We start from the raw sequence: 19315 nt of genomic DNA on the forward strand, positions 1-19315 counted from the left end.
AGATCCAGCCGGTTTTTTAATTATACTGCTGCAGCCACTTTTTTCTTTAATAGCCCTGCAACGATTGCCGTAATGACAGCACCTGCAATAATTGCGAGTGCATAGAACAACACTTTTGTTATGCCGCCGTCAACGAGACCCATAACGAACACGCCCCCGTGCGGTGCACGCAGTCCAATATCAAACAGCATTACTAAAGCGCCCGTAGCGGCTGCACCTGCAACACACGCCGGAATGACGCGGGCCGGGTCAGCTGCCGCAAAAGGAATAACGCCCTCTGTGATAAAGCAAGCACCGAGAACGTAAGCTGTTTTCCCAGCTTCCCGTTCCGGCTTCGTGAATTTATTTTTGAAAAGCGTCGTAGCAATCGCCATGCCAAGCGGCGGCACCATGCCGGCCGCCATGACTGTTGCCATGAAATTGAAATTCTGCGCATCCAGCATCGCAATGCCGAATGTATAAGCTGCTTTGTTGACAGGGCCGCCCATATCGATCGCCATCATCCCGCCGAGGAGCAAGCCGACCAACACCAAATTCGTTCCGCCCAGGCTTTCCAGGAATGATGAAATCGCTGTATAGACTTTTGTCAGCTGCGGGTTCACAAGCATCATGATGATGCCGGTAATGGCAATACTGAATACCGGGAAGAACAAGACCGGTTTAAGCCCTTCGAGTGCATCAGGCAACACCGAGAATGCTTTTTTAACGAGAAGCGTCACATAACCTGCCAGGAATCCAGCGATCAAGCCGCCAAGGAAACCGGAACCGCCGCTTGCTTCTTCCACACCCGTGACAGTAATGGCAATCAAACCGCCGATCATCCCCGGCGCAAACCCGGGCCGCTCGGCGATGCTCATCGCGATAAATCCAGCAAGCACAGGCACCATCAAGAAGAAGGCATTGCCGCCGCCGATTGTGTTCAACATCGCAGCAAATTCATTGTAATCCGGGCTCGTTGGGTCTGATGCATTGATGCCCCAGAAGAAAGAAATCGCAATCAAGATCCCGCCGCCTACGACAAATGGCAGCATATTTGAAACGCCGTTCATCAAATGCTTATAAAAGCCGCCTTTAGCGTCGCCGTCATTTGCGTCTTCTTTTGTCCGGTCGTGTTTGTATTCCGGTGCGTCTCCGCCAATTGCACGGTCGAGCAGATCGTCCGTTTCATAGATCGCTTTCCCAACTTTCGTTTGGATCACCGGTTTACCGGCAAAACGGGCCATTTCCACTTTCGTATCAGCCGCCACTATGATGGCATCCGCTTCTGCGATTTCTGCATCCGTCAAACGGTTTTTTACGCCGCTCGAGCCATTCGTTTCCACTTTCAATTGGATGCCGCGCTCTTTCGCGCGTTCATTCAATTTCTCGCCGGCCATATACGTGTGGGCAATGCCTGTCGGACAAGCGGTGACCGCTAGAATTTTCTTGCCTGAAGCTGCAGGTGTGCTCGCTTCAGTTTCTCCGTCTGCCCCGTCCACTTCCGCTTCTTTGTCAGTGACCGCTTGGAGCACTTCTTGCTTGGTTGTTGCGGCAAGCATTCGATCACGGAACTTGCTGTCCATCAGAAATGTTGCAAGGCGAGACAGCGCTTCCAAATGATCGTCGTTTGCACCTTCTGTAGCAGCGATCATGAAGAACAAATGAGCGGGCTGGCCATCGAGTGATTGATAATCCAGTCCTTCTAGTGAACGTCCGAATGCAATCGCCGGCGATTTCACCGCTTTCGATTTAGCATGCGGAATCGCAATGCCGTCGCCGATTCCAGTTGTGCTTTGTTCTTCCCGCGCTAGGATATCAGCTTGGAAAAGCTTCGGATCGGTTAATTTTCCCGCTTTGTCCAATTGGCCGATCATTTCAGCAAGCACTTCTTGTTTCGAGCCAGCCTTAAGATCCAATATGATGGTTTGTTCAGTCAATAATTGTGTGATTCTCATACGCTCACATCCCCATGTTTAATTTCTTTCACGTGCACTTCCCCGATTAACGCTTCCACATCTTCTTTTTTGCAAAGATCTGAACGGAAAGCAGTGGCGCTCCCGCTAGCTACGCCGTATTTGAACGCTTCAAGCGGATTTTCCGTTTCGCAAAACGATGCGATAAATCCAGAAACGAGTGAATCTCCCGATCCCACGGTGTTGACAACTTTCCCCACTGGCGCTTTTGCTTCAAATGCCAATTTTTCATTGACGAATAATGCACCCTCGCCTCCAAGAGAAACAATCACGTTCTTAACTCCACCGGCCACTAATTTCTTGGCATATTGCAAAGCTTCCGTTTTTGTAGCAATGTCTGCATCGAATAGTTCTCCTAACTCATGGATGTTCGGTTTGATCAGAAAAGGCGAAAACTTCACCAGCTCTTTTAAAGCAGGCCCCGATGTATCCAAAACAAAACGGATATTCCGCTTCCTGCAAAGTTCAGCGAGGCCGCTGTAATACGATGCTGGAACCGAATCCGGCAAACTGCCGGCAAGAACCAGCCAATCCCCTTCACTCATGTTGTTTATTTTTTCAGTCAATTGAGCCAAGTCGTCCGCATTAAGCGCAGGTCCCGGGCCATTCAATTCCGTTTCTTCTGCCGCTTTTATCTTGACATTTATGCGGGTGATTTCAGCAGTTTCAATAAAATCTGTCTCAACACCTTCACGCAGAAGGAAATCTTCTATATAATTGCCTGTAAATCCACCTATGAACCCAAGCGCCTTATTGTGAGCTCCCAATCGCTTTAAGACGCGGGAGACATTGATTCCTTTGCCTCCGGGATAATAGAATACCTCTGATGTACGGTTCAGTTTTCCGTTTTCAAAAGAGGGTAAATACGTGGTGTAGTCAACCGACGGCGTAATCGTACATGTATAGATCATCGTTTCTCCACCTTTACTGTCGTCTTTTTTTCCAGTTGTTCCATCATCTGCTGATCGATTTCATTCACAATCAAATCAGCACCGTCCAGATCCATGATTTTAGCGAAGCTGACTTGATTCGCTTTTGTATGGTCTGCAAGGATGTAGGTTTTTCGCGCGTAAGAACTGGCAAGCCTTTTGACAGCCGCTTCTTCCGGATCCGGTGTCGTATAGCCGTAATCGGGATGAAAACCGTTTACGCCAAGAAAGCAAAGGTCAAAGCGGTAATTCATCAAAGATTGAATGGTCTGGGAGCCGACCATAGCACCGGTACGGGATTTCATCAATCCGCCCGTCAGATAAGTCGTAATGCCGTGTTCGTTCAGGGAATCCACTAAGGTTAACCCGTTGGTGACAACGACCACATCTTTGTCTTTTAGAAAAGGAATCATTTGAAACGTTGTTGTACCGGCATCAAGAAAAACACTATCGCCTTCTTGGACAAACGATGCAGCAAATTTCGCGAGCTTGATTTTTTCTTCAAGATTCCGTGTCGACTTGTCGGAGATGCTCGGTTCAGAAAGGTTGCGGCCCGGCGCAACGGCACCGCCGAATACGCGCACTAAAAGCTGCCGGTTTTCAAGTTCCGTCAAATCTCGGCGGATGGTTGATTCAGAAGCTCCAGTTTCATCTACGATTTCCTGAATTTTGATGGTCTCTTTTTGGTCAAGCAAGCCCAAAATATATTCGTGGCGTTCATTCGTCAGCATCTTTGCACCCTCTTTATTTAAGGTTAAGTAGATAATACTTGAAAACCCTTCCAAAATCAATCATAATCATTCATAAGCAGTCAAAAACATTCAAACAGCTATTTTACCTTTCAAAATCGCTCACGAATGATTTGATATCAAGCAAACTCAATCACATTTTCTTAGGAGGAATTTTACATGGTAGAAAAACAATTCACAATTACAGATGAAGCAGGTATCCACGCACGTCCAGCATCCGCTTTAGTCGGCTCTTTAGCTAAATTCAAATCGGACATCACATTGGAGCATAAAGGCAAAAAAGTAAACTTAAAATCAATTTTAGGCGTTATGTCTTTAGGCGTTTCTTCAGGATCAACCGTTACAATCGCAGCTGATGGCGAAGATGAAAACGAAGCCATCGAACAAATTACAAACGTGATGAAATCTGAAGGGCTTGCTGATCAATGAGCACTTCCCTTTCTGGAATTGCGGCTTCAAACGGAATCGCTTTTGCTAAAGCATTCAGATTGGAAAACCCAAAACTGAATGTGGAAAAAACGACGGTTGAAAATCCTGAAAAAGAAGTTTCGCGATTAGACGCTGCCCTGGCAAAATCCGTAGCCGAACTTGAAGTGATCCAACAACGGACGCGCGAGCAGATTAGCGACAAAGAAGCTGCAATTTTTGGTGCACACTTGCTCGTACTCAGCGATCCCGAATTGATTGGACCGATCAAAGAAAAAATTACGAATGATAAACAAAATGCTGAATCAGCTTTGAAAGAAACAGCGGACGGTTTCGTTGAAATGTTTGAAGCGATGGACAATGAGTATATGAAGGAACGGGCTGCCGATATCCGTGATGTGACGAAGCGGGTCCTCGCCCACCTCCTTGGTGTCTCGATTCAAAACCCAAGCATGATTTCAGAAGAAGTGATCATCATTGCGGAGGATTTGACGCCTTCTGATACGGTTCAATTAAATCCGCAATTTGTGCAAGGCTTCGTCACTGAAATCGGTGGGCGCACGTCGCATTCCGCAATTCTTGCGCGCACGCTTGAAATTCCCGCTGTCGTCGGTGCAAAATCACTGATGGCGACGATTGAAAACGGCGTCTTTGTGATTGTCGACGGGTTGGACGGCAAAGTCATCATTAATCCAGACGCGGCAACCATTTCCGAGTACCAAGTGAAAAAAGCCCAGCACGAAGAACAAAAAGCCGAATGGGCAAAATTGAAAAATGAAGCCACTGTTACGGCTGACGGCCAAGCAGTCGAAATCGGCGCAAATATCGGAACCCCTAAAGATACGACAGGTGTTCTTGAAAATGGCGGCGAAGCGATCGGCCTTTACCGGACAGAGTTCCTCTATATGGGACGAGAAGAATTTCCGACAGAAGAACAGCAGTACGAAGCGTATGCATCGGTTCTTAAAGCAATGGAAGGCAAACCAACCGTTGTCCGTACCTTGGATATCGGCGGTGACAAAGAGCTGTCCTATTTGGATTTACCAAAAGAACTCAATCCCTTCCTAGGCCTTCGAGCTATCCGCTTATGCCTGGAAATGCCGGATATGTTCCGGACCCAGCTTCGTGCGCTGCTTCGTGCCAGTATCCACGGCAATTTGAAAATCATGTTCCCGATGATTGCGACTTTGGAAGAATTCCGCAATGCGAAGGCTTTGTTGCTTGAAGAAAAAGCGAAATTGCTTGAAGAAGGCATTGAAGTGAGCGACAGCATCGAAGTGGGCATTATGGTGGAAATTCCGTCCACTGCTGTTATGGCCGATGTGTTTGCCAAAGAAGTGGACTTCTTCTCTATCGGTACGAACGATTTGATTCAATACACGATGGCTGCAGACCGTATGAACGAACAAGTTTCTTATTTATACCAGCCATTTAACCCGGCGATTTTGCGCCTGGTCAAAATGGTCATTGATGCGTCGCATCGAGAAGGAAAATGGACAGGCATGTGCGGAGAAATGGCTGGCGATGAAATTGCCATCCCGATCTTGCTCGGCCTCGGGCTTGATGAATTTTCAATGAGCGCTTCTTCCATCCTTAAAGCGCGTGCACAAATCAGCAAATTATCAAAAGCCGATATGGCTAGCCACACAGAACGCATTTTAGCGCTTGGCACTTCGGATGAAGTCGAAGCGTATGTAAAATCGATCGTTTCATAAGAAAAGGGGTTGTCCTAAAAGTAATTTGGGACAACCCCTTTTGTGACGAAGCTAGCGCAGCGATGCAATTTTTTTCATGTCTCGAAGCTAGCATAGCGATGCAGAGACAGGAGCAATAGTATAATCACACGCTTTATTAGAAACGAAGGGGCTGTCCAATAAGTCTTTATTTGACTTATTGGACAGCCCATTTTTTGCATCTTATTCTTTTTCATGATCTTCTTTTCCGGTATTTGCCGTTTTCTTGAACTGCTCCAGCTGCTTTTCTTCATCTTGTTCCGGCTCGAAATCCGGAAGATCCGCATTCGGCATTTCTGTAAATTCTTCCTGTTCTTTATCTTCTTGCTTTTTTTTATCTTCCATCGTCTCACTCCTTTGATTGTTTTTCACTCTTACAGACTGTTTACCCGAAATCGAGCGAAGCAATCCCTTATTTGCTGAGTGTATCCATCAAACCCATGGAACTGACTTCAAGATCCAATTGGATAATTTCATATACTTTATGGTTTTCCGGGACGCCCAATGCATCCAAATGGATCTTTACTTGCTTCATTAATTTATCGGCTAACTCGGCAGGGCTCCCTCCTTCTGCTATTGCTGATTTTGCCTCATCTACAAAGATGCTGAGCCACTGTTCCACTTGAACCAGTGCTTCTTCCGGAATGGTAGACATGCTGAAGTGGCCATAATAAATCGCAGCAAACCCGGCACTTCGAAAACGTTCGATAGCTGACTGCATGGCAAGAGGATCAAATTGGTTCGGTGAAGTCGAAGGCAGAAAGAAATCAATGCCGTCTTTCGCCAATTGTTCATAGCGGATGCCCACTGTATCCCCTGCAAAGATCCCGTTGCTCGGCGGATGGACGATGGAAAAATGATGCTTCGCATGGCCCGGCGTGTCCCAGAATTCCAATCGGCATCCAGGGCCGATATCCAGATGGTCCCCTTCTGTTTTAACAAGCATCCGCTCTTCTGGGATGGGTACAATCGGATCGAATAATTGCTCGAATTTATCGCCGTAGACCATTTTTGCTCCAGCAATCAACCGGCTCGGATCAGCTAAATGACGCGCCCCCTTAGGATGGACGACCACTTTCGCGTTCGGACATTCCTGAAGCAATAAACCTGCTCCTCCGGCATGGTCCAGGTGGATATGGGTGACAATTATGTATTTCACCTGGTCCAAAGAAAATCCCATTTCCTCAAGCCCCTTTTTAATAAACGGAACAGATGGACTGGCACACGTGTCGATCAAGGTCAGCTCGTCTTCGGTTAAGACATACGTACCCGTCCGTTCTTCAACATTCAAATCATAGTCGTCAATGATAAAAACCCGATCCCTTAATTGCTGCGGCATAGTTTTTCTCCCCCTGTTGAATAAATATAATATTCATCCATTTTAGCAAACTTCCAAAATATGACCAATGGATAAGGTGTAAATAAAAAAAGCAAGAAGACCGGTCCGGCCCTCTTGCTTCCATATTATTTTAAATCCTTGCTTTATTCTTCAAAAAATCCTGATCCGCGTAATAAGCGTCTTTTACGAGAAGATTCGGCCCCAAGCATTTGACAGCAGGGCAATGGCAAGCAATTGTTTTGGCCAGCGGACGTTCGAGCCAGCGATCAAGCATCTCAGGAAGCGAGTCGTTTTGGATATTGCCCATTGGCGGAGTGTCGCCAAAATCGGTAACAATCACTTCGCCCGTGAAGACGTTGACGTTCAACCGGGAGCGTCCATCCGGGTCATTCCGGACTGTGACATTTTTGCTGCTTCGAATTCGGTTCAATAATTTGATGTCTTCATCATTCATGCTGCATGGATAAAACGGAAGCGTACCGAAGAGCATCCAGGCCTCTTCATTGCGCTCATCCAGCAATTCGTGGATCGCTTTTCGTGTATCATCGAGCGACAGCACTTCGAGTTGGCTCGCAAAATCGCTTGGGTACATCGGATGCACTTCATGGCGTGCGCATTTCATTTCTTCAATCACTTGCTTGTGGATTTTTGCAAGATGCGGCAAAGTCCGCTTGTTAAGCATCGTTTCAGCAGATACCATGACGCCTGCTTCTGCGAGAGCCCGGCTGTTATCGATCATGCGTTGAAATTGTTCAGCGCGCCGCTCTCGCGGAGGCTTCCGTTCCATATTGGCAAATCCGCCATCCACAAAATCGTCAATCGTGCCCCAGTTATGGGAGATATGCAAGACATCCAAATAAGGGGCAATCAGCATATACCGTTCAAGCGGCATCGTCAGGTTCGAGTTCATCTGGGTACGGATGCCGCGATCATGTGCATATTTCATCAACGGCAAAACGATTTGCTCGACAGACTTTTTGGAAAACATCGGTTCGCCGCCTGTAATGCTGATGGTCCGTAAATGCGGGATTTCGTCAAGGCGGGCGATCAACAAATCGATCGGCAAGGCATCCGGGTCTTTATGCTGCAGCATATAGCCGACCGCGCAATGCTCACAGCGCATATTACAAAGATACGTCGTTGTAAATTCAATGCTCGACAAAGTCAATTTGCCGTGCTGTTCGATGTCCATATACGCTTCCCAAGGATCAAATTCCGGCGTTATTTTTTTCATTTGCAGTGGTGTATTCATGCTAAAGTCTCCTTACTTTTCTTCAGCTATTAATTATGAGCTTCGAAGTTAATCGGCGCAAGGCTATTCAAAAAGTCAGTTTTTTGATACTGTTCAAAAAATTATTCTTACTATGAGCGTTTTAAGATGGATTTCACAGTGGATGGCTTTCTTTTGTTAAACGAATGGCGTTTACGGGTATATTCTAACATCAAGATTTCTTTAAAATACGAAAGGCGGTTGAATAATATTGCCAGCTCATTATGAGACCGTTCCAGCTTGGGACGAACAGCAAGTCAAATCCACTTTGCCTACTCGCAGTGCAGATGGGCATAAAGGAAGCTTCGGGACAGGTTTATTGATTGCCGGAACACGTGATATGCCCGGTGCTGCGCTTCTCGCAGGTCTTGGCGCCATGAGGAGCGGTTTAGGGAAACTCGAAATTGCAACAGAATCGGAAGTAATTCCGATGATCCTCCCTTCTCTGCCTGAAGCCACCTATATAAGAAATATCGAAGAAACACTCTCTACCAACAACTTTAAATTAGATGCATATAAAGCGATCGCCATCGGTCCCGGTAAAATTCCGGATAGCCAGATAGAACAGAACTTAATGAAATTATTCCAGTCAACAGTTCCGGTCATACTCGATGCCGGAGCTTTATCAAAACGGACATATCCCATAAGAAATGCACCCACCATCTTGACGCCGCATCCCGGTGAGTTCTCTAGAATCAGTGGAATCCCGGTAGAACACATCGCGAAAGATAAGGCACAATATGCAAAACGCTTAGCAAAAGAACTCGATGCCACAATCGTCCTGAAAGGTCCCAAAACGGTGATTGCCTTTCCGGACGGTGAAACTTGGACAAATCCGACCGGCAATTCCGCACTTTCAAAAGGCGGCACAGGCGATACGCTGACTGGGATGATGCTCGGGATGCTGTGCTGCCATGACAACTGGAAACATGCGGTATTAAATGCAGTTTATTTGCACGGTGCATGCGCAGAACATTGGACGAAAACGAAATCGCCCCATACCTTATTGACCCACGAACTCTCTTCTATGCTTCCGGAAGTTTGGAAAAGCCTGGAGGGCCTTTCATCAGAGGAATAATAGACCTGTTAGTAAAATTTATGTGTGTCGGGAGGAATTGCTATGGCAAAAGTAAAAACAACAGAATCTTTGATTGGCGGCTATTTCTCGACTTTATTGCGTACCAATTTCGGCAAGGGCCCCACTTCCGTATTCGTCGCTATCAATGGTCCTTATTTAGCCATCCATCTTCGCGGATTTATAGGGCCGATGGAAAAAATTCTATTGAAACAAAATGAAATGAAACGCATTATGGAAATCCGGGATCTATTGTTGAATGAGTTGCGATCGGATATCATTTTGGAATTATGGAAAATTGCCAACCTTGAAATTCAGGAAATCTATGCAGACTGGGATTTGCAGAATGAAACAGGTTTGATCATCGGTGTGATTAAAGCGGATGACGGAAAAAAAGAGATGCCGTGGCCTAAAGAAGTTGATCATAAGGCTTTTGAAGGCGAAATCAATAAAGCGAGTGCAAAAGCTGAAAAAACTCCAGAACAGACGAAGCTTGTCTGGTTGAATGACCGCATGATTTTGGTGGAACGGTCCGGAATCTTAATCCAGCTCGAGAAAGAACTGATCCGCATCGGCGTTATAGAAGAATTAAAAATGGCCAAACGGCCCTTAGAGCGGAAAATGTTGGATATCAGCAGCATAGAAGCTATTGTTGAAAGAAAAGTCATCGAGACATTTGTTGATTGGAATTTCGAAAAAGATTTAGGTTATATGGTGTTCATCTTGGAAGCTCCCTCAAAAACTGGAAAATAAAAACTGGCCGAACTCCAATGAGTTCGGCCAGTTTTTTTATCACTCTACGGCTACGGCGGTTTCCACATTGTCGATGCGGTTCTTTCTTGCTTTCGCATAGAACATAGCCACGATGACAATTGTTAAGATCAAGCCGACAATAAAGGAAATATTCAAATCGAGATTGAAACCGATTTTTTGATTTAGTATATAAACGAACACCATATATGTGATGAAAATGGCCGGTGCCATCGCAACCAAGTAATTCTTGCCTTGGATGTAGAGATACATCGTACCGATCCATAAAGCGATGGCAGCAGTTGCCTGATTTGCCCAGGAGAAATATCTCCATAAGAGGTTAAAGTCAATTTGAGTGAGCATGATAGACACTGCAAATAATGGGATAGCAATGATCAAACGCTTCATTATTTTCTGCTGGTCCAATTTGATGTAGTCGGCAATAATCGATCTGGCGGCACGGAAAGCCGTGTCCCCTGAAGTGATTGGCAGAACAATAGCACCGAGAACGGCGATGGTTCCCCCCACAGCACCAAGCAATGTCATCGAAACTTCATTTACGACAGCTGATGGTGTACCTGAGTTGATCATCGAACTTAATGTCTGCCCATCGAAAATACTCATTGATGCAGCAGCCCAGATCATCGCGATGATCGCTTCAGCAATCATCATCCCGTAAAAGATGTAGCGGCCCTGTGATTCTTTTTGTACAGTCCGTGAAATGATTGGTGATTGTGTTGCATGGAATCCGGATAAAGCTCCGCATGTAATTGTAAAGAACAGCATTGGGAAGATCGGTAAATTATCCGGATGCAAATTCGTCAATGACAATTCAGGAATCTTATAATCCGAGAAGACAAGTGCAATACCGACGCCGAGTGTACCAATCAGCAAAACCGCTCCGAAATACGGATACAGGCGTCCGATAATTTTGTCGATTGGCAAGATGGTCGACAAGAAATAATACAAAAAGATAACGCCAATTAGTACGGCTACAGCCACTTTCCCGTCCAATAAAATGGATAACAGCGATGCCGGTGTCGTAACGAATACCGTACCGACCAATAAAAGAAGCAATAACGCGAACACGTTTACGATATGTTTTGAAACGCTTCCGAGGAATTTCCCAGCCAGTTCTGGAATATGCGCCCCTTTATTGCGGATGGAAATCATTCCTGTAAGATAATCGTGGACAGCTCCAGCGAAAATCGAACCGATGACAATCCATAGGAAAGCGACAGGACCATATAAAGCTCCCATAATCGGACCAAAAATCGGACCCGTTCCGGCGATATTCAAAAGTTGGATCATTGCATTTTTATGTTTGTTCATCGGAACGAAGTCTACTCCGTCTCCGTTTGCATAAGCCGGCGTCTTCCGGGACTCTGCAGGTGCAAACATTTTTTCAATGAATTTTCCGTATGTAAAATAAGCAATGATAAGAATAATAATCGATACAAAAAATGTAATCATGTAGCACCTCTTTCACTCTGTTTAGTAAACGCTTTCATAAAATAGTAATTACTATGTAATTCAAGTTTTAAAAATGATTTCTTTTTATTTGATTACGTATTCACTCTCCTCAAGTAGTGATAATTATTACGAATGCCTCTAATTATATTATTAGAATTTTCTTAAGTCAATATACCGAAATATTATTTCTCTAAAAAAATCGCAAAAAAACTGCCATGGCAAACATGGCAGTTTCAAAGTTAGGAATGTTTTGTAGAAGTGGCAGCTTCTCTGGTTGGAATGGAGATGTCTGTAGAAGCTAAGGTTTTTAAGAGAAGCTCGTGCATCATTTTATAGCCTTCTTCATTCGGATGGATGGCATCCAGCCAAATGGAAGGATTTTTCCCCATCGGTTCCGTACGTGAGATGATGATTCCTTCTTCTCCGATCGCTGAATTCCACATCCGGAATAGCAAATTGGTGAAACCGAAATATTGCACTTCTTTTTTCATGGAATTATACAGGTTATTTTGGACAATCAACAGTTTTTCATTGAGGCCCCGCAGATGCTGATAAATTTCCAGTAAGTTGTTACGGTAAATTTTCTTCAAATTCGAAAACTGTTTGACCAGCCCTTTTGCACCGCTTCCTTTAAAACCTCGGAGCAGATCATTGCCGCCGATATTCAGAAGCACCATATCTGCAGATGCTAAGGTCTTGTCCCAGTTGCCGGTTCGAAGGCGTTCGACTAACCCGTTGCTCGTTAAGCCATTGATCCCTAGATTTGTTACTGTGCTGTTGTGGAACGTTTCTTTCAGGTATTTCGCAATACCGCCTCTTGTTCCATAACCGTAAGCGACCGAATCGCCTAAAATGACAATATGTTTTATTTCAATAGCTCCGTTATAATTTTCAGTTGTTTTTGCCCCTTTAATAAGGGACTTTGAGATTTTCGCATCGGCCAAATTGAAGCACATCCCTTTCAAAGTAGATAACATTATTTTAACATAAAAAGCGGAAAATTTCGATCAAAACGCTTGTACATAGCGGTTTTACCATATTAAATTTATGTGGTTGCTTCAATTCCTTAAAATCGGAATCAGTCTTTTAAACTTATTGGAATGCTCATTTATATAGGACGCTCTTTACGTTCGCTTCAGTTTCAATCTCTTGCATTTAAATACGGCTTGGCTTATCTTCAACAATAGGATAATCTTTACAGACAGGAGAAATAGTTATGGATCATTTCGATCAAACCCTTGAAACGTTCATTGAAAGCTTTGGGTGGCTAGCTCCTATTCTTTTTGTGATTTTGCATTTAATCAGACCGATCTTATTCCTCCCTGTGATTGTCGTCTGTATCGTGGGCGGCGTGGTTTTCGGATTTTTTGAAGGAGCGCTGCTTTCTTTTATCGGCTTGTCTCTCATGAGCTTCGTCTCTTATGTATTGGTCAATAAATTCCCGAATTTCCGCGATAAAATGTCCAGGCTTAAAGACAAAATGTTCTCGGACCGGACGCTGTCAGTCGGGCAAGTAATGATATTACGCATCATGCCTTTTATTCATTTCCATTTATTGTCCCTCTACTTAATGGAGATGACCAAAAACTTGCGGGAGTATATGTACTTTTCAACTTTGGGGCTTATCATGCCTGCCATACTTTACACGGCATTCGGCCAAGCGATAACGGAAATGCCCTGGTATGTCAGCCTTTTGATGTTTGTCATACTCGCTATCTTATTTGCGGCCATCGACCGCTACAACAAGCATCATCTCAATGCCAGCAATAACAAATACTCCTAATCATCTAAAAAACCAATAGAAAAAAGCCGAACGCGAAATGCGTTCGGCTTTTTTTTAAGCGGATCTCTCAATTCCTTTAGCTTGTAGCCACCCCTCGAACTTAGCTACAGCCAGCGGCGGGCTGAACAAATAGCCTTGTCCGTAATGGCAGCCTTTATCAATGAGTAAACTTAACTGGTTCTCATCTTCGATTCCTTCAGCGACTAACCGGAAGTTTAAATTGTCTCCCATTTCTATAATGGTTTTAACCAAGACCGAAGCATTTCTGCTCGATAACATATCCTTGATAAAGGAACGGTCAATTTTCACGATATCGATCGGCAAACTATTCAACAAGCTAAGCGAAGAATAACCGGTTCCGAAATCATCTATAGAAATCAACACACCGATTTCCTTTAACTCATTAATAATTGCAGCGGAGTGGCTAATATTTTGCATGACGCTTTCGGTTATCTCTAGTTCCAGGCATTCAGCAGGAAGTTGATGGATCTCAAGCCCTTTCTTTACTTTCTCAATGAATAAATGATCTTCAAATTGGAGGTTCGAAACATTGATCGCCATCTGAATTTTTTTGCCGTCTTTCAACCATTCCTTGTTTTGGCGGATGGCTTCATTTAACACCCAATCGCCAATCGGCAAAATCATACCCGTTTGCTCTGCAATCGGGATAAAATCCAACGGCGGCACCATTCCAAGATCAGGATGATTCCATCTGATCAATGCCTCTACCCCATATACCTTTTGGGTATCCAGCTCTACTTTCGGCTGGTAAAAAAGTTCAAACTCTTCGTTTTCCAGTGCACGTTTTAATCCCTGCTCCAATTTCAACTTCTTTTCAACTTCTGTTTTTTCTTCATGAAGATAAAACTGATAATTATTTTTTCCATGCTTTTTCACTTCATACATGGCTTTATCAGCGAATTTAATCAATTCACTCACTTGACTGCCATCTTTCGGGTAGGTGCTGATGCCAATGCTTGCTGACATAAAGAATTCTTCGCCTTTTAAATAGAACGGCTTCGAAAAACAGTGGATAATTTTTTTCGCGATGACTGCAGCATCCTTACGATCTACTTCTTTTGCGAGAACAATGAATTCATCCCCGCCTTGGCGAGCCACAAGATCAGATTTACGAACACATTCACGCAATCGATTGCTTGCTTGAATCAGCAATTCATCTCCATAATCATGTCCCATCGTATCGTTGACGATTTTAAATCGGTCAAGGTCTACATAGATTACCGCTAACTCCTGTTGCTTTGGAGACGTTACAGCCATTTCTATATGCTTGGTCAATTGTAAGCGATTTGCTAATCCGGTCAAGTTGTCATGAAAAGCTAAAAAATTGATATTTTCTTCTGTTTTTCTCTTATCCTTCATTAGTAAGCTATGCATGATGGCGATAAAAATAAGCGTTGCAATTACAATACCCAACAACATATAGTCGGTATTTAACGTAAAATGCGGAATTGAAGCATGAATGTGCAGATTTTCACTTGGAGTACGCACGAATGTGACAGAAGCCATCGCCGTATAATGGGTTGCACAAACACCCGCTGCCATCAAAAGGGCGACTGGAAGATGAAATAAAGAATAGTGATGATTCTTTACACTTGAAAATGCAAGAAATGAAAAATAAGATACTCCAAATGCAAATATGCCGGCTAAAGCGACTAAAGGCAGATCATGGACCATATTCGCAGATAAAATCATCCCGTGCATTCCGACAAAATGCATGGAACAAATTCCGGCAGCCATCAACAATGCCGCCAACACTAATGTTCTCTGTTTTTCTTTACCAAATCGCAAAACCCAAAAAGAAAAAAGAGCGGAAACGATGGCCAAGACCATAGACAGAATTGTCAACAACCCGTCGTACGAAACCCCTATATCCACTTTATAAGCAAGCATCCCTGTAAAATGCATGGACCAAATTCCCAGACCCATAATCACAGCGCTGCAAATCAACCATAAATGGCTTTTTGAATTCTTCATAAATGACCGTTTAAGCAATTCAAAAGAAGTGGAGCAAGCGAACATCGCGATTACAACTGAAATGATCACAATCGGATAGTTGTATGCAAGCGGGAGCTCTTTCATGATTTTCGACCTCCAAATTGTGATTAAAATGAATAGAATAAATTTATAGCCAGGTTCTCTTTGCATGGGACAGTTTTGTCATAAAACTGCATCTAATTTATGCATAAGCTTTATCCGTAAAACTAAACCTTATGACCCTATTTTATATATCTAGATACAAGGACTATCTTATCATAATAAATGGAATATTTTTTATTAATAATGAAATTTTTTACAAAATTTCTGTCAATGGAATAGAAAAAAGCGCTTTGACTGAGGATCAAAGCGCTTTTTCTTCATAATTTATTTTTTATTTTCGATTTATTCGCAAGTTTCGGTCGGAGCGTCTACGTGCTCTTCTATGCTTGCCTCTTTCTTCATTTTCAATTTTCGCTGAAATCATTCCGAGGACAACACCGAATAATGCTCCACCGAGAACTTCAATCGGTTGATGGCCGAGAAGCTCTTTTAATTCTTTCTCCCTTTTTTCAAACTTTAGACTCGGAAAATCTCCTGTCAATGAAACAAAGCTATCTTCCAGATCATTGACCAATTGGGCAATTTCCCCCGTATGGCGTCTGATTCCTTGCGCATCGTACATAACGATTGTGCCAAAAACGACGGCAAGCGCCGTTTCTGTATGGCCTGTTCCTTTGTTTGCTGCCACATAGGAAGCTAAAGCAGAAACACCTGCTGAGTGGGAACTCGGCATGCCTCCTGTCGTAAATGCCTGCTTCCAATCCCAATTGCCTGTTACTTTCTTATGGGTCAAAATTTTCAGACCTTGCGCAATGCCAATTGCTGATAAGGCTGTCACAATTCCCCTGTTCATATTTTCAATCGCTTTGGTTTCCATAAGCCACTGCCTCCAGTCCAAGTCTAATTGCCTGTTTTCTATTGATTGCCGTGCGTGCACTGCATCGTTCATCCACAGATTTCAACTGACGCTCCGGCATCCGGATTGTAAATTCCATTCTTTCTCTTATACCCCAAGTAAAATCATTTTATGCCCACTGTCATGAAACTTTTAACGAATGAAACTTACTATAAGAAAAATTCCACTGCTGCAAGATGAATGTTTTTGAAACTTACGACATCACAAACCGTAAACTAGACAGAGGTGATGACAAATGCAGATTAAAAAATTAATGCCCCTGCTCGTAATGTTTCTCTTTCTCCTGCCTGTCACGGTTTTTGCAGTGGATTTTGAAATCAATGAAGCAACCATCGACGCGCAATTGCTGGAAAATGGCGATGTTGCGGTTGAAGAAGAGTTCACTTATGAATTCGACGGAGATTTTGAAGGAATTACAAGGGAACTCAAACCAAAATCCGGCACTGAAATCACTGGATTTACAGCACATGATAAAAAGAAGAAATTAAAAGTCGACAAAGAAGAAAGTGTTTATAAAATTTATCGTAGTGGCGACGATGAAACGATCTCAATTACGCTCAATTATGTAATTGAAGGAGCTATCGAAAAGTTCGAAGATGGCGCTGAATTTTATTGGCCGTTTTTCGATGACCGAAACGAAAGTGATTACGGACAAATGACGATAGCAATCCATCCTCCCTCTTCAACTGACGAAGTTTTATTTCTCGGATACGATGAAGCGTTTGAAAAAGGGATCGCTAGCGACGAAGGTTCGGTGGTCTTTAAGTTAGGGAAAGTGCCTGAAGGAACCAATGGAGATATCCGGGTTATCTATGAAGGGGAATTATTCTCCGGCCTCGCTCAATCAGGTGGAACAGTGAAAGATCTGCTATTAGAAGACCGTAAACAGCAGGAAGAGGAAGCCGCGGCTTTTGCAGCTAACCAAAACACGGCCTCGGCAATCGGGAAATTCGCGTTGCCAGCTCTCGGATTAATGCTTGCATTGCTGCTCCTTTTTGCTTATTGGAATGCCAGAAAGAACAAAGCGGCAATTGAAGATAAACAAGCGGGGTTTTATGTGCCTGATGAAAAACTCAGTCTTCCTGCCGCCGTCCATTTCACCCATTCCCCTTATTTAACGCCGGATGCGATGGCTGCCGCTTTACTGGAGCTTGTTCGGAAAAAGAATGTAAGACAACTTTCTGAGGATCAATTTGAGTTAACTGGCAAAGAAGCCCAGTGGCCGCATGAACAGACCTTGATCGATTTATTATTTCATAAAATCGGCGATGGCCAGACTTTTAACTTATCCGAAGTGGAAGCTTATTCAAAGGAAGAATTGAATCACTCCGCTTATAATGATGCGATAGCGAAGTGGAATCGTGAAGTGGCGGATGAAGTGAAAGCCCATCATTTTAAAGAAAAAGTTTCTGGCATCCGGTTATTTTCTGGCACGATCAGTGCAGCCGCCGCAGGGCTTGCAATCTACACGGGGATCTATGAAATTTACCCGATTATGGCGCTTTCTATTTTAGTTTCTTTAATCGCGGTAAACTTTGCCCTCTTCTATTCGCCATTGACAGCAGAAGGCCATAAAGTAAAAGCCCAATGGAAAAAGATGCGGAGCGCAATGGAAAACTTGCCAGCCAGTGCATGGCAGAAATTAGCTGCGGATGACAAACTCCGCGCTTACGCCTATCTTCTCGCAGTAGACGGCCAACAGCTCGATAAGAAATCAAGAAGCTTTTCCGTAGCAGGACAATATGCAGAAGAAACGGATTCTGCCTTGTATTTCAATCCGATTCTATTGTCTGGTGTGTTCGTAGCAGCAAGTTCCAATACAACTGCTTCTGCAAGCAGCGGAAGCTCGAGTGTTTCATCGGGCGGCGGAGTTGGCGGCGGTGGCGGCGGATCCGGTGCATTTTAACTGCCAGCAAACTTGCATCCCTAATTTCGGATTTTCCAGAAGCAAATGGTTTCGGCCTACAGTTGCGTCCGTGCTATGATAATGGCATGTTATTAAACGGAAAAGGATGCTGATGTTATGGATACGACTGCTTATTTGAAACGTTTTAAAGCTTATCCGGTTGAAGAGCTTTATTTGCAGGATCTGGCCCGGCTCCAGTCGCTGCATATGCAAAATGTGCCATTTGAAAACTTGGATGTCATCCGTTCAGTACCGATTTATTTAAACCTTGAAAACATTTATGAAAAGATCGTCACCCACCGGCGCGGAGGCTATTGCTATGAAATTAATGGCCTATTCCATTGGCTATTGAAAGAGCTCGGATTCGATGCGAAATTGATTTCTGCAACCGTTATGAAGCCGGATGGCACTTGGACAAAAGCCGATACCCATGCTGCGATTCTCGTCAATCTGGATACACCTTATTTAGTGGATGCAGGGTTCGGAGACTCAACAGTCAGTCCGATTCCGCTTGGCGGCGAACGCCATACAGACAATAGCGGAACTTATTCAGTGATTGAACGTGATGGGCTTTCCTATGATTTAGTCCGTGAAAATGATGGAAATCAGCAGATTCTCTACCGATTCACTACTGACGAACGAATGCTTGCAGAGTTCCACGAAGGCTGTATTTTCAATCAAGTCTCAAGAGAATCGCCATTCACACATGACGATTTGGTCACCAAAGCAACGCCGAACGGCCGCATCACTTTATCCGGCATGCAACTGACCATTTCAGAAAATGGCGAGAAAACGAAAAAAGAATTGTCTGCAGAAGAAAAGTCGAAGCTTTTAAAAGAAGAGTTTGGGATCCTCTTGGATGCGGAAGAAGCAGTTGAGACAACCACTTAAAAACATTCATCTACAAGTAGAAAAGAACCGGAAACTAGGGTATACTCCCTTGGTTTCCGGTTCTT

Annotated in this window: 18 protein-coding genes; 7 read left to right on the forward strand and 11 right to left on the reverse strand. The window is 44.0% G+C overall.

Annotated elements, in window-relative coordinates:
- Window positions 1–20: 20 nt before the first annotated feature.
- The 3 genes from NFU07_RS00810 to NFU07_RS00820 are packed head-to-tail and all read right to left on the reverse strand — an operon-like array spanning window position 21 to window position 3612.
- Window positions 21–1934 (reverse strand): PTS fructose transporter subunit IIABC, encoded by a 1914-nt coding sequence (locus NFU07_RS00810; RefSeq protein ID WP_251473277.1) that lies wholly within the window; start codon window positions 1932–1934, stop codon window positions 21–23.
- Window positions 1931–2863 (reverse strand): 1-phosphofructokinase, encoded by a 933-nt coding sequence (pfkB, locus tag NFU07_RS00815; RefSeq protein WP_251473280.1) that lies wholly within the window; start codon window positions 2861–2863, stop codon window positions 1931–1933. The genes NFU07_RS00810 and pfkB overlap by 4 nt, the downstream gene beginning before the upstream one ends.
- Window positions 2860–3612, reverse strand: a complete 753-nt coding sequence (locus tag NFU07_RS00820) for a DeoR/GlpR family DNA-binding transcription regulator (protein ID WP_251473289.1) — start codon at window positions 3610–3612, stop codon at window positions 2860–2862. The genes pfkB and NFU07_RS00820 overlap by 4 nt, the downstream gene beginning before the upstream one ends.
- A gap of 177 nt (window positions 3613–3789) precedes the next feature.
- On the opposite strand from NFU07_RS00820, the gene NFU07_RS00825 reads away from it, so the two are divergent.
- Both NFU07_RS00825 and ptsP read left to right on the forward strand, forming a co-directional pair.
- Window positions 3790–4059: a phosphocarrier protein HPr gene (locus NFU07_RS00825; protein ID WP_235199168.1), complete on the forward strand. Its 270-nt coding sequence runs from the start codon at window positions 3790–3792 to the stop codon at window positions 4057–4059.
- On the forward strand, window positions 4056–5771 hold the full coding sequence (ptsP, locus tag NFU07_RS00830) for a phosphoenolpyruvate--protein phosphotransferase (RefSeq protein ID WP_235199169.1): 1716 nt from the start codon (window positions 4056–4058) through the stop codon (window positions 5769–5771). The genes NFU07_RS00825 and ptsP overlap by 4 nt, the downstream gene beginning before the upstream one ends.
- A 201-nt stretch (window positions 5772–5972) precedes the next feature.
- On the opposite strand, the gene NFU07_RS00835 is transcribed toward ptsP, so the two are convergent.
- The 3 genes from NFU07_RS00835 to yfkAB form a co-directional block, all read right to left on the reverse strand.
- The gene (locus tag NFU07_RS00835; RefSeq protein WP_251473290.1) at window positions 5973–6134 is read right to left on the reverse strand and encodes a hypothetical protein; all 162 of its coding nucleotides are present in this window, start codon (window positions 6132–6134) and stop codon (window positions 5973–5975) included.
- 67 nt (window positions 6135–6201) lie between these two features.
- Entirely contained in the window at window positions 6202–7128 is a 927-nt protein-coding gene (locus NFU07_RS00840; RefSeq protein WP_251473292.1) for an MBL fold metallo-hydrolase, read from the reverse strand.
- Between the two features lie 130 nt (window positions 7129–7258).
- Complete coding sequence (gene yfkAB / locus NFU07_RS00845; protein WP_251473296.1) at window positions 7259–8380, reverse strand: radical SAM/CxCxxxxC motif protein YfkAB; 1122 nt, start codon at window positions 8378–8380, stop codon at window positions 7259–7261.
- A 229-nt stretch (window positions 8381–8609) separates the two neighbouring features.
- Between yfkAB and NFU07_RS00850 the strand changes: the two genes are divergently transcribed.
- Together NFU07_RS00850 and NFU07_RS00855 are read left to right on the forward strand one after the other, a co-directional pair.
- The gene (locus NFU07_RS00850) at window positions 8610–9476 is read left to right on the forward strand and encodes an NAD(P)H-hydrate dehydratase (RefSeq protein WP_251473303.1); all 867 of its coding nucleotides are present in this window, start codon (window positions 8610–8612) and stop codon (window positions 9474–9476) included.
- 42 nt (window positions 9477–9518) lie between these two features.
- Entirely contained in the window at window positions 9519–10226 is a 708-nt protein-coding gene (locus NFU07_RS00855; protein ID WP_246808908.1) for a Na-translocating system protein MpsC family protein, read from the forward strand.
- A gap of 39 nt (window positions 10227–10265) precedes the next feature.
- On the opposite strand, the gene NFU07_RS00860 is transcribed toward NFU07_RS00855, so the two are convergent.
- Together NFU07_RS00860 and NFU07_RS00865 are read right to left on the reverse strand one after the other, a co-directional pair.
- Window positions 10266–11696: a carbon starvation CstA family protein gene (locus NFU07_RS00860; protein WP_235199174.1), complete on the reverse strand. Its 1431-nt coding sequence runs from the start codon at window positions 11694–11696 to the stop codon at window positions 10266–10268.
- A gap of 239 nt (window positions 11697–11935) precedes the next feature.
- Window positions 11936–12640, reverse strand: coding sequence for a GDSL-type esterase/lipase family protein (locus NFU07_RS00865; RefSeq protein WP_251473306.1), 705 nt, complete (start codon window positions 12638–12640; stop codon window positions 11936–11938).
- A gap of 272 nt (window positions 12641–12912) precedes the next feature.
- Between NFU07_RS00865 and NFU07_RS00870 the strand changes: the two genes are divergently transcribed.
- On the forward strand, window positions 12913–13479 hold the full coding sequence (locus NFU07_RS00870) for a TVP38/TMEM64 family protein (protein WP_251473310.1): 567 nt from the start codon (window positions 12913–12915) through the stop codon (window positions 13477–13479).
- A gap of 54 nt (window positions 13480–13533) precedes the next feature.
- Here NFU07_RS00870 and NFU07_RS00875 read toward each other — a convergent pair whose 3' ends face one another.
- The 3 genes from NFU07_RS00875 to NFU07_RS00885 all read right to left on the reverse strand — a co-directional run bounded on the left by NFU07_RS00875 (window position 13534) and on the right by NFU07_RS00885 (window position 16532).
- Complete coding sequence (locus NFU07_RS00875) at window positions 13534–15579, reverse strand: bifunctional diguanylate cyclase/phosphodiesterase (RefSeq protein WP_251473319.1); 2046 nt, start codon at window positions 15577–15579, stop codon at window positions 13534–13536.
- A gap of 289 nt (window positions 15580–15868) precedes the next feature.
- Window positions 15869–16399 carry a divergent PAP2 family protein gene (locus NFU07_RS00880; protein ID WP_251477013.1) on the reverse strand — a complete coding sequence of 177 codons (531 nt, stop codon included), beginning with the start codon at window positions 16397–16399 and terminating at the stop codon, window positions 15869–15871.
- On the reverse strand, window positions 16395–16532 hold the full coding sequence (locus NFU07_RS00885; protein ID WP_251473321.1) for a hypothetical protein: 138 nt from the start codon (window positions 16530–16532) through the stop codon (window positions 16395–16397). Before NFU07_RS00885 ends, NFU07_RS00880 begins: the two co-directional genes overlap by 5 nt.
- Window positions 16533–16688: 156 nt before the next feature.
- Between NFU07_RS00885 and NFU07_RS00890 the strand changes: the two genes are divergently transcribed.
- Window positions 16689–18359, forward strand: coding sequence for a DUF2207 domain-containing protein (locus NFU07_RS00890; protein ID WP_251473323.1), 1671 nt, complete (start codon window positions 16689–16691; stop codon window positions 18357–18359).
- Window positions 18360–18476: 117 nt separating this feature from the next.
- The gene (locus NFU07_RS00895) at window positions 18477–19250 is read left to right on the forward strand and encodes an arylamine N-acetyltransferase family protein (RefSeq protein WP_251473325.1); all 774 of its coding nucleotides are present in this window, start codon (window positions 18477–18479) and stop codon (window positions 19248–19250) included.
- Window positions 19251–19315 lie beyond the last annotated feature (65 nt).

This window comes from Planococcus sp. NCCP-2050 (assembly GCF_023708025.1).
Classification (GTDB): Bacteria; Bacillota; Bacilli; order Bacillales_A; family Planococcaceae; genus Planococcus.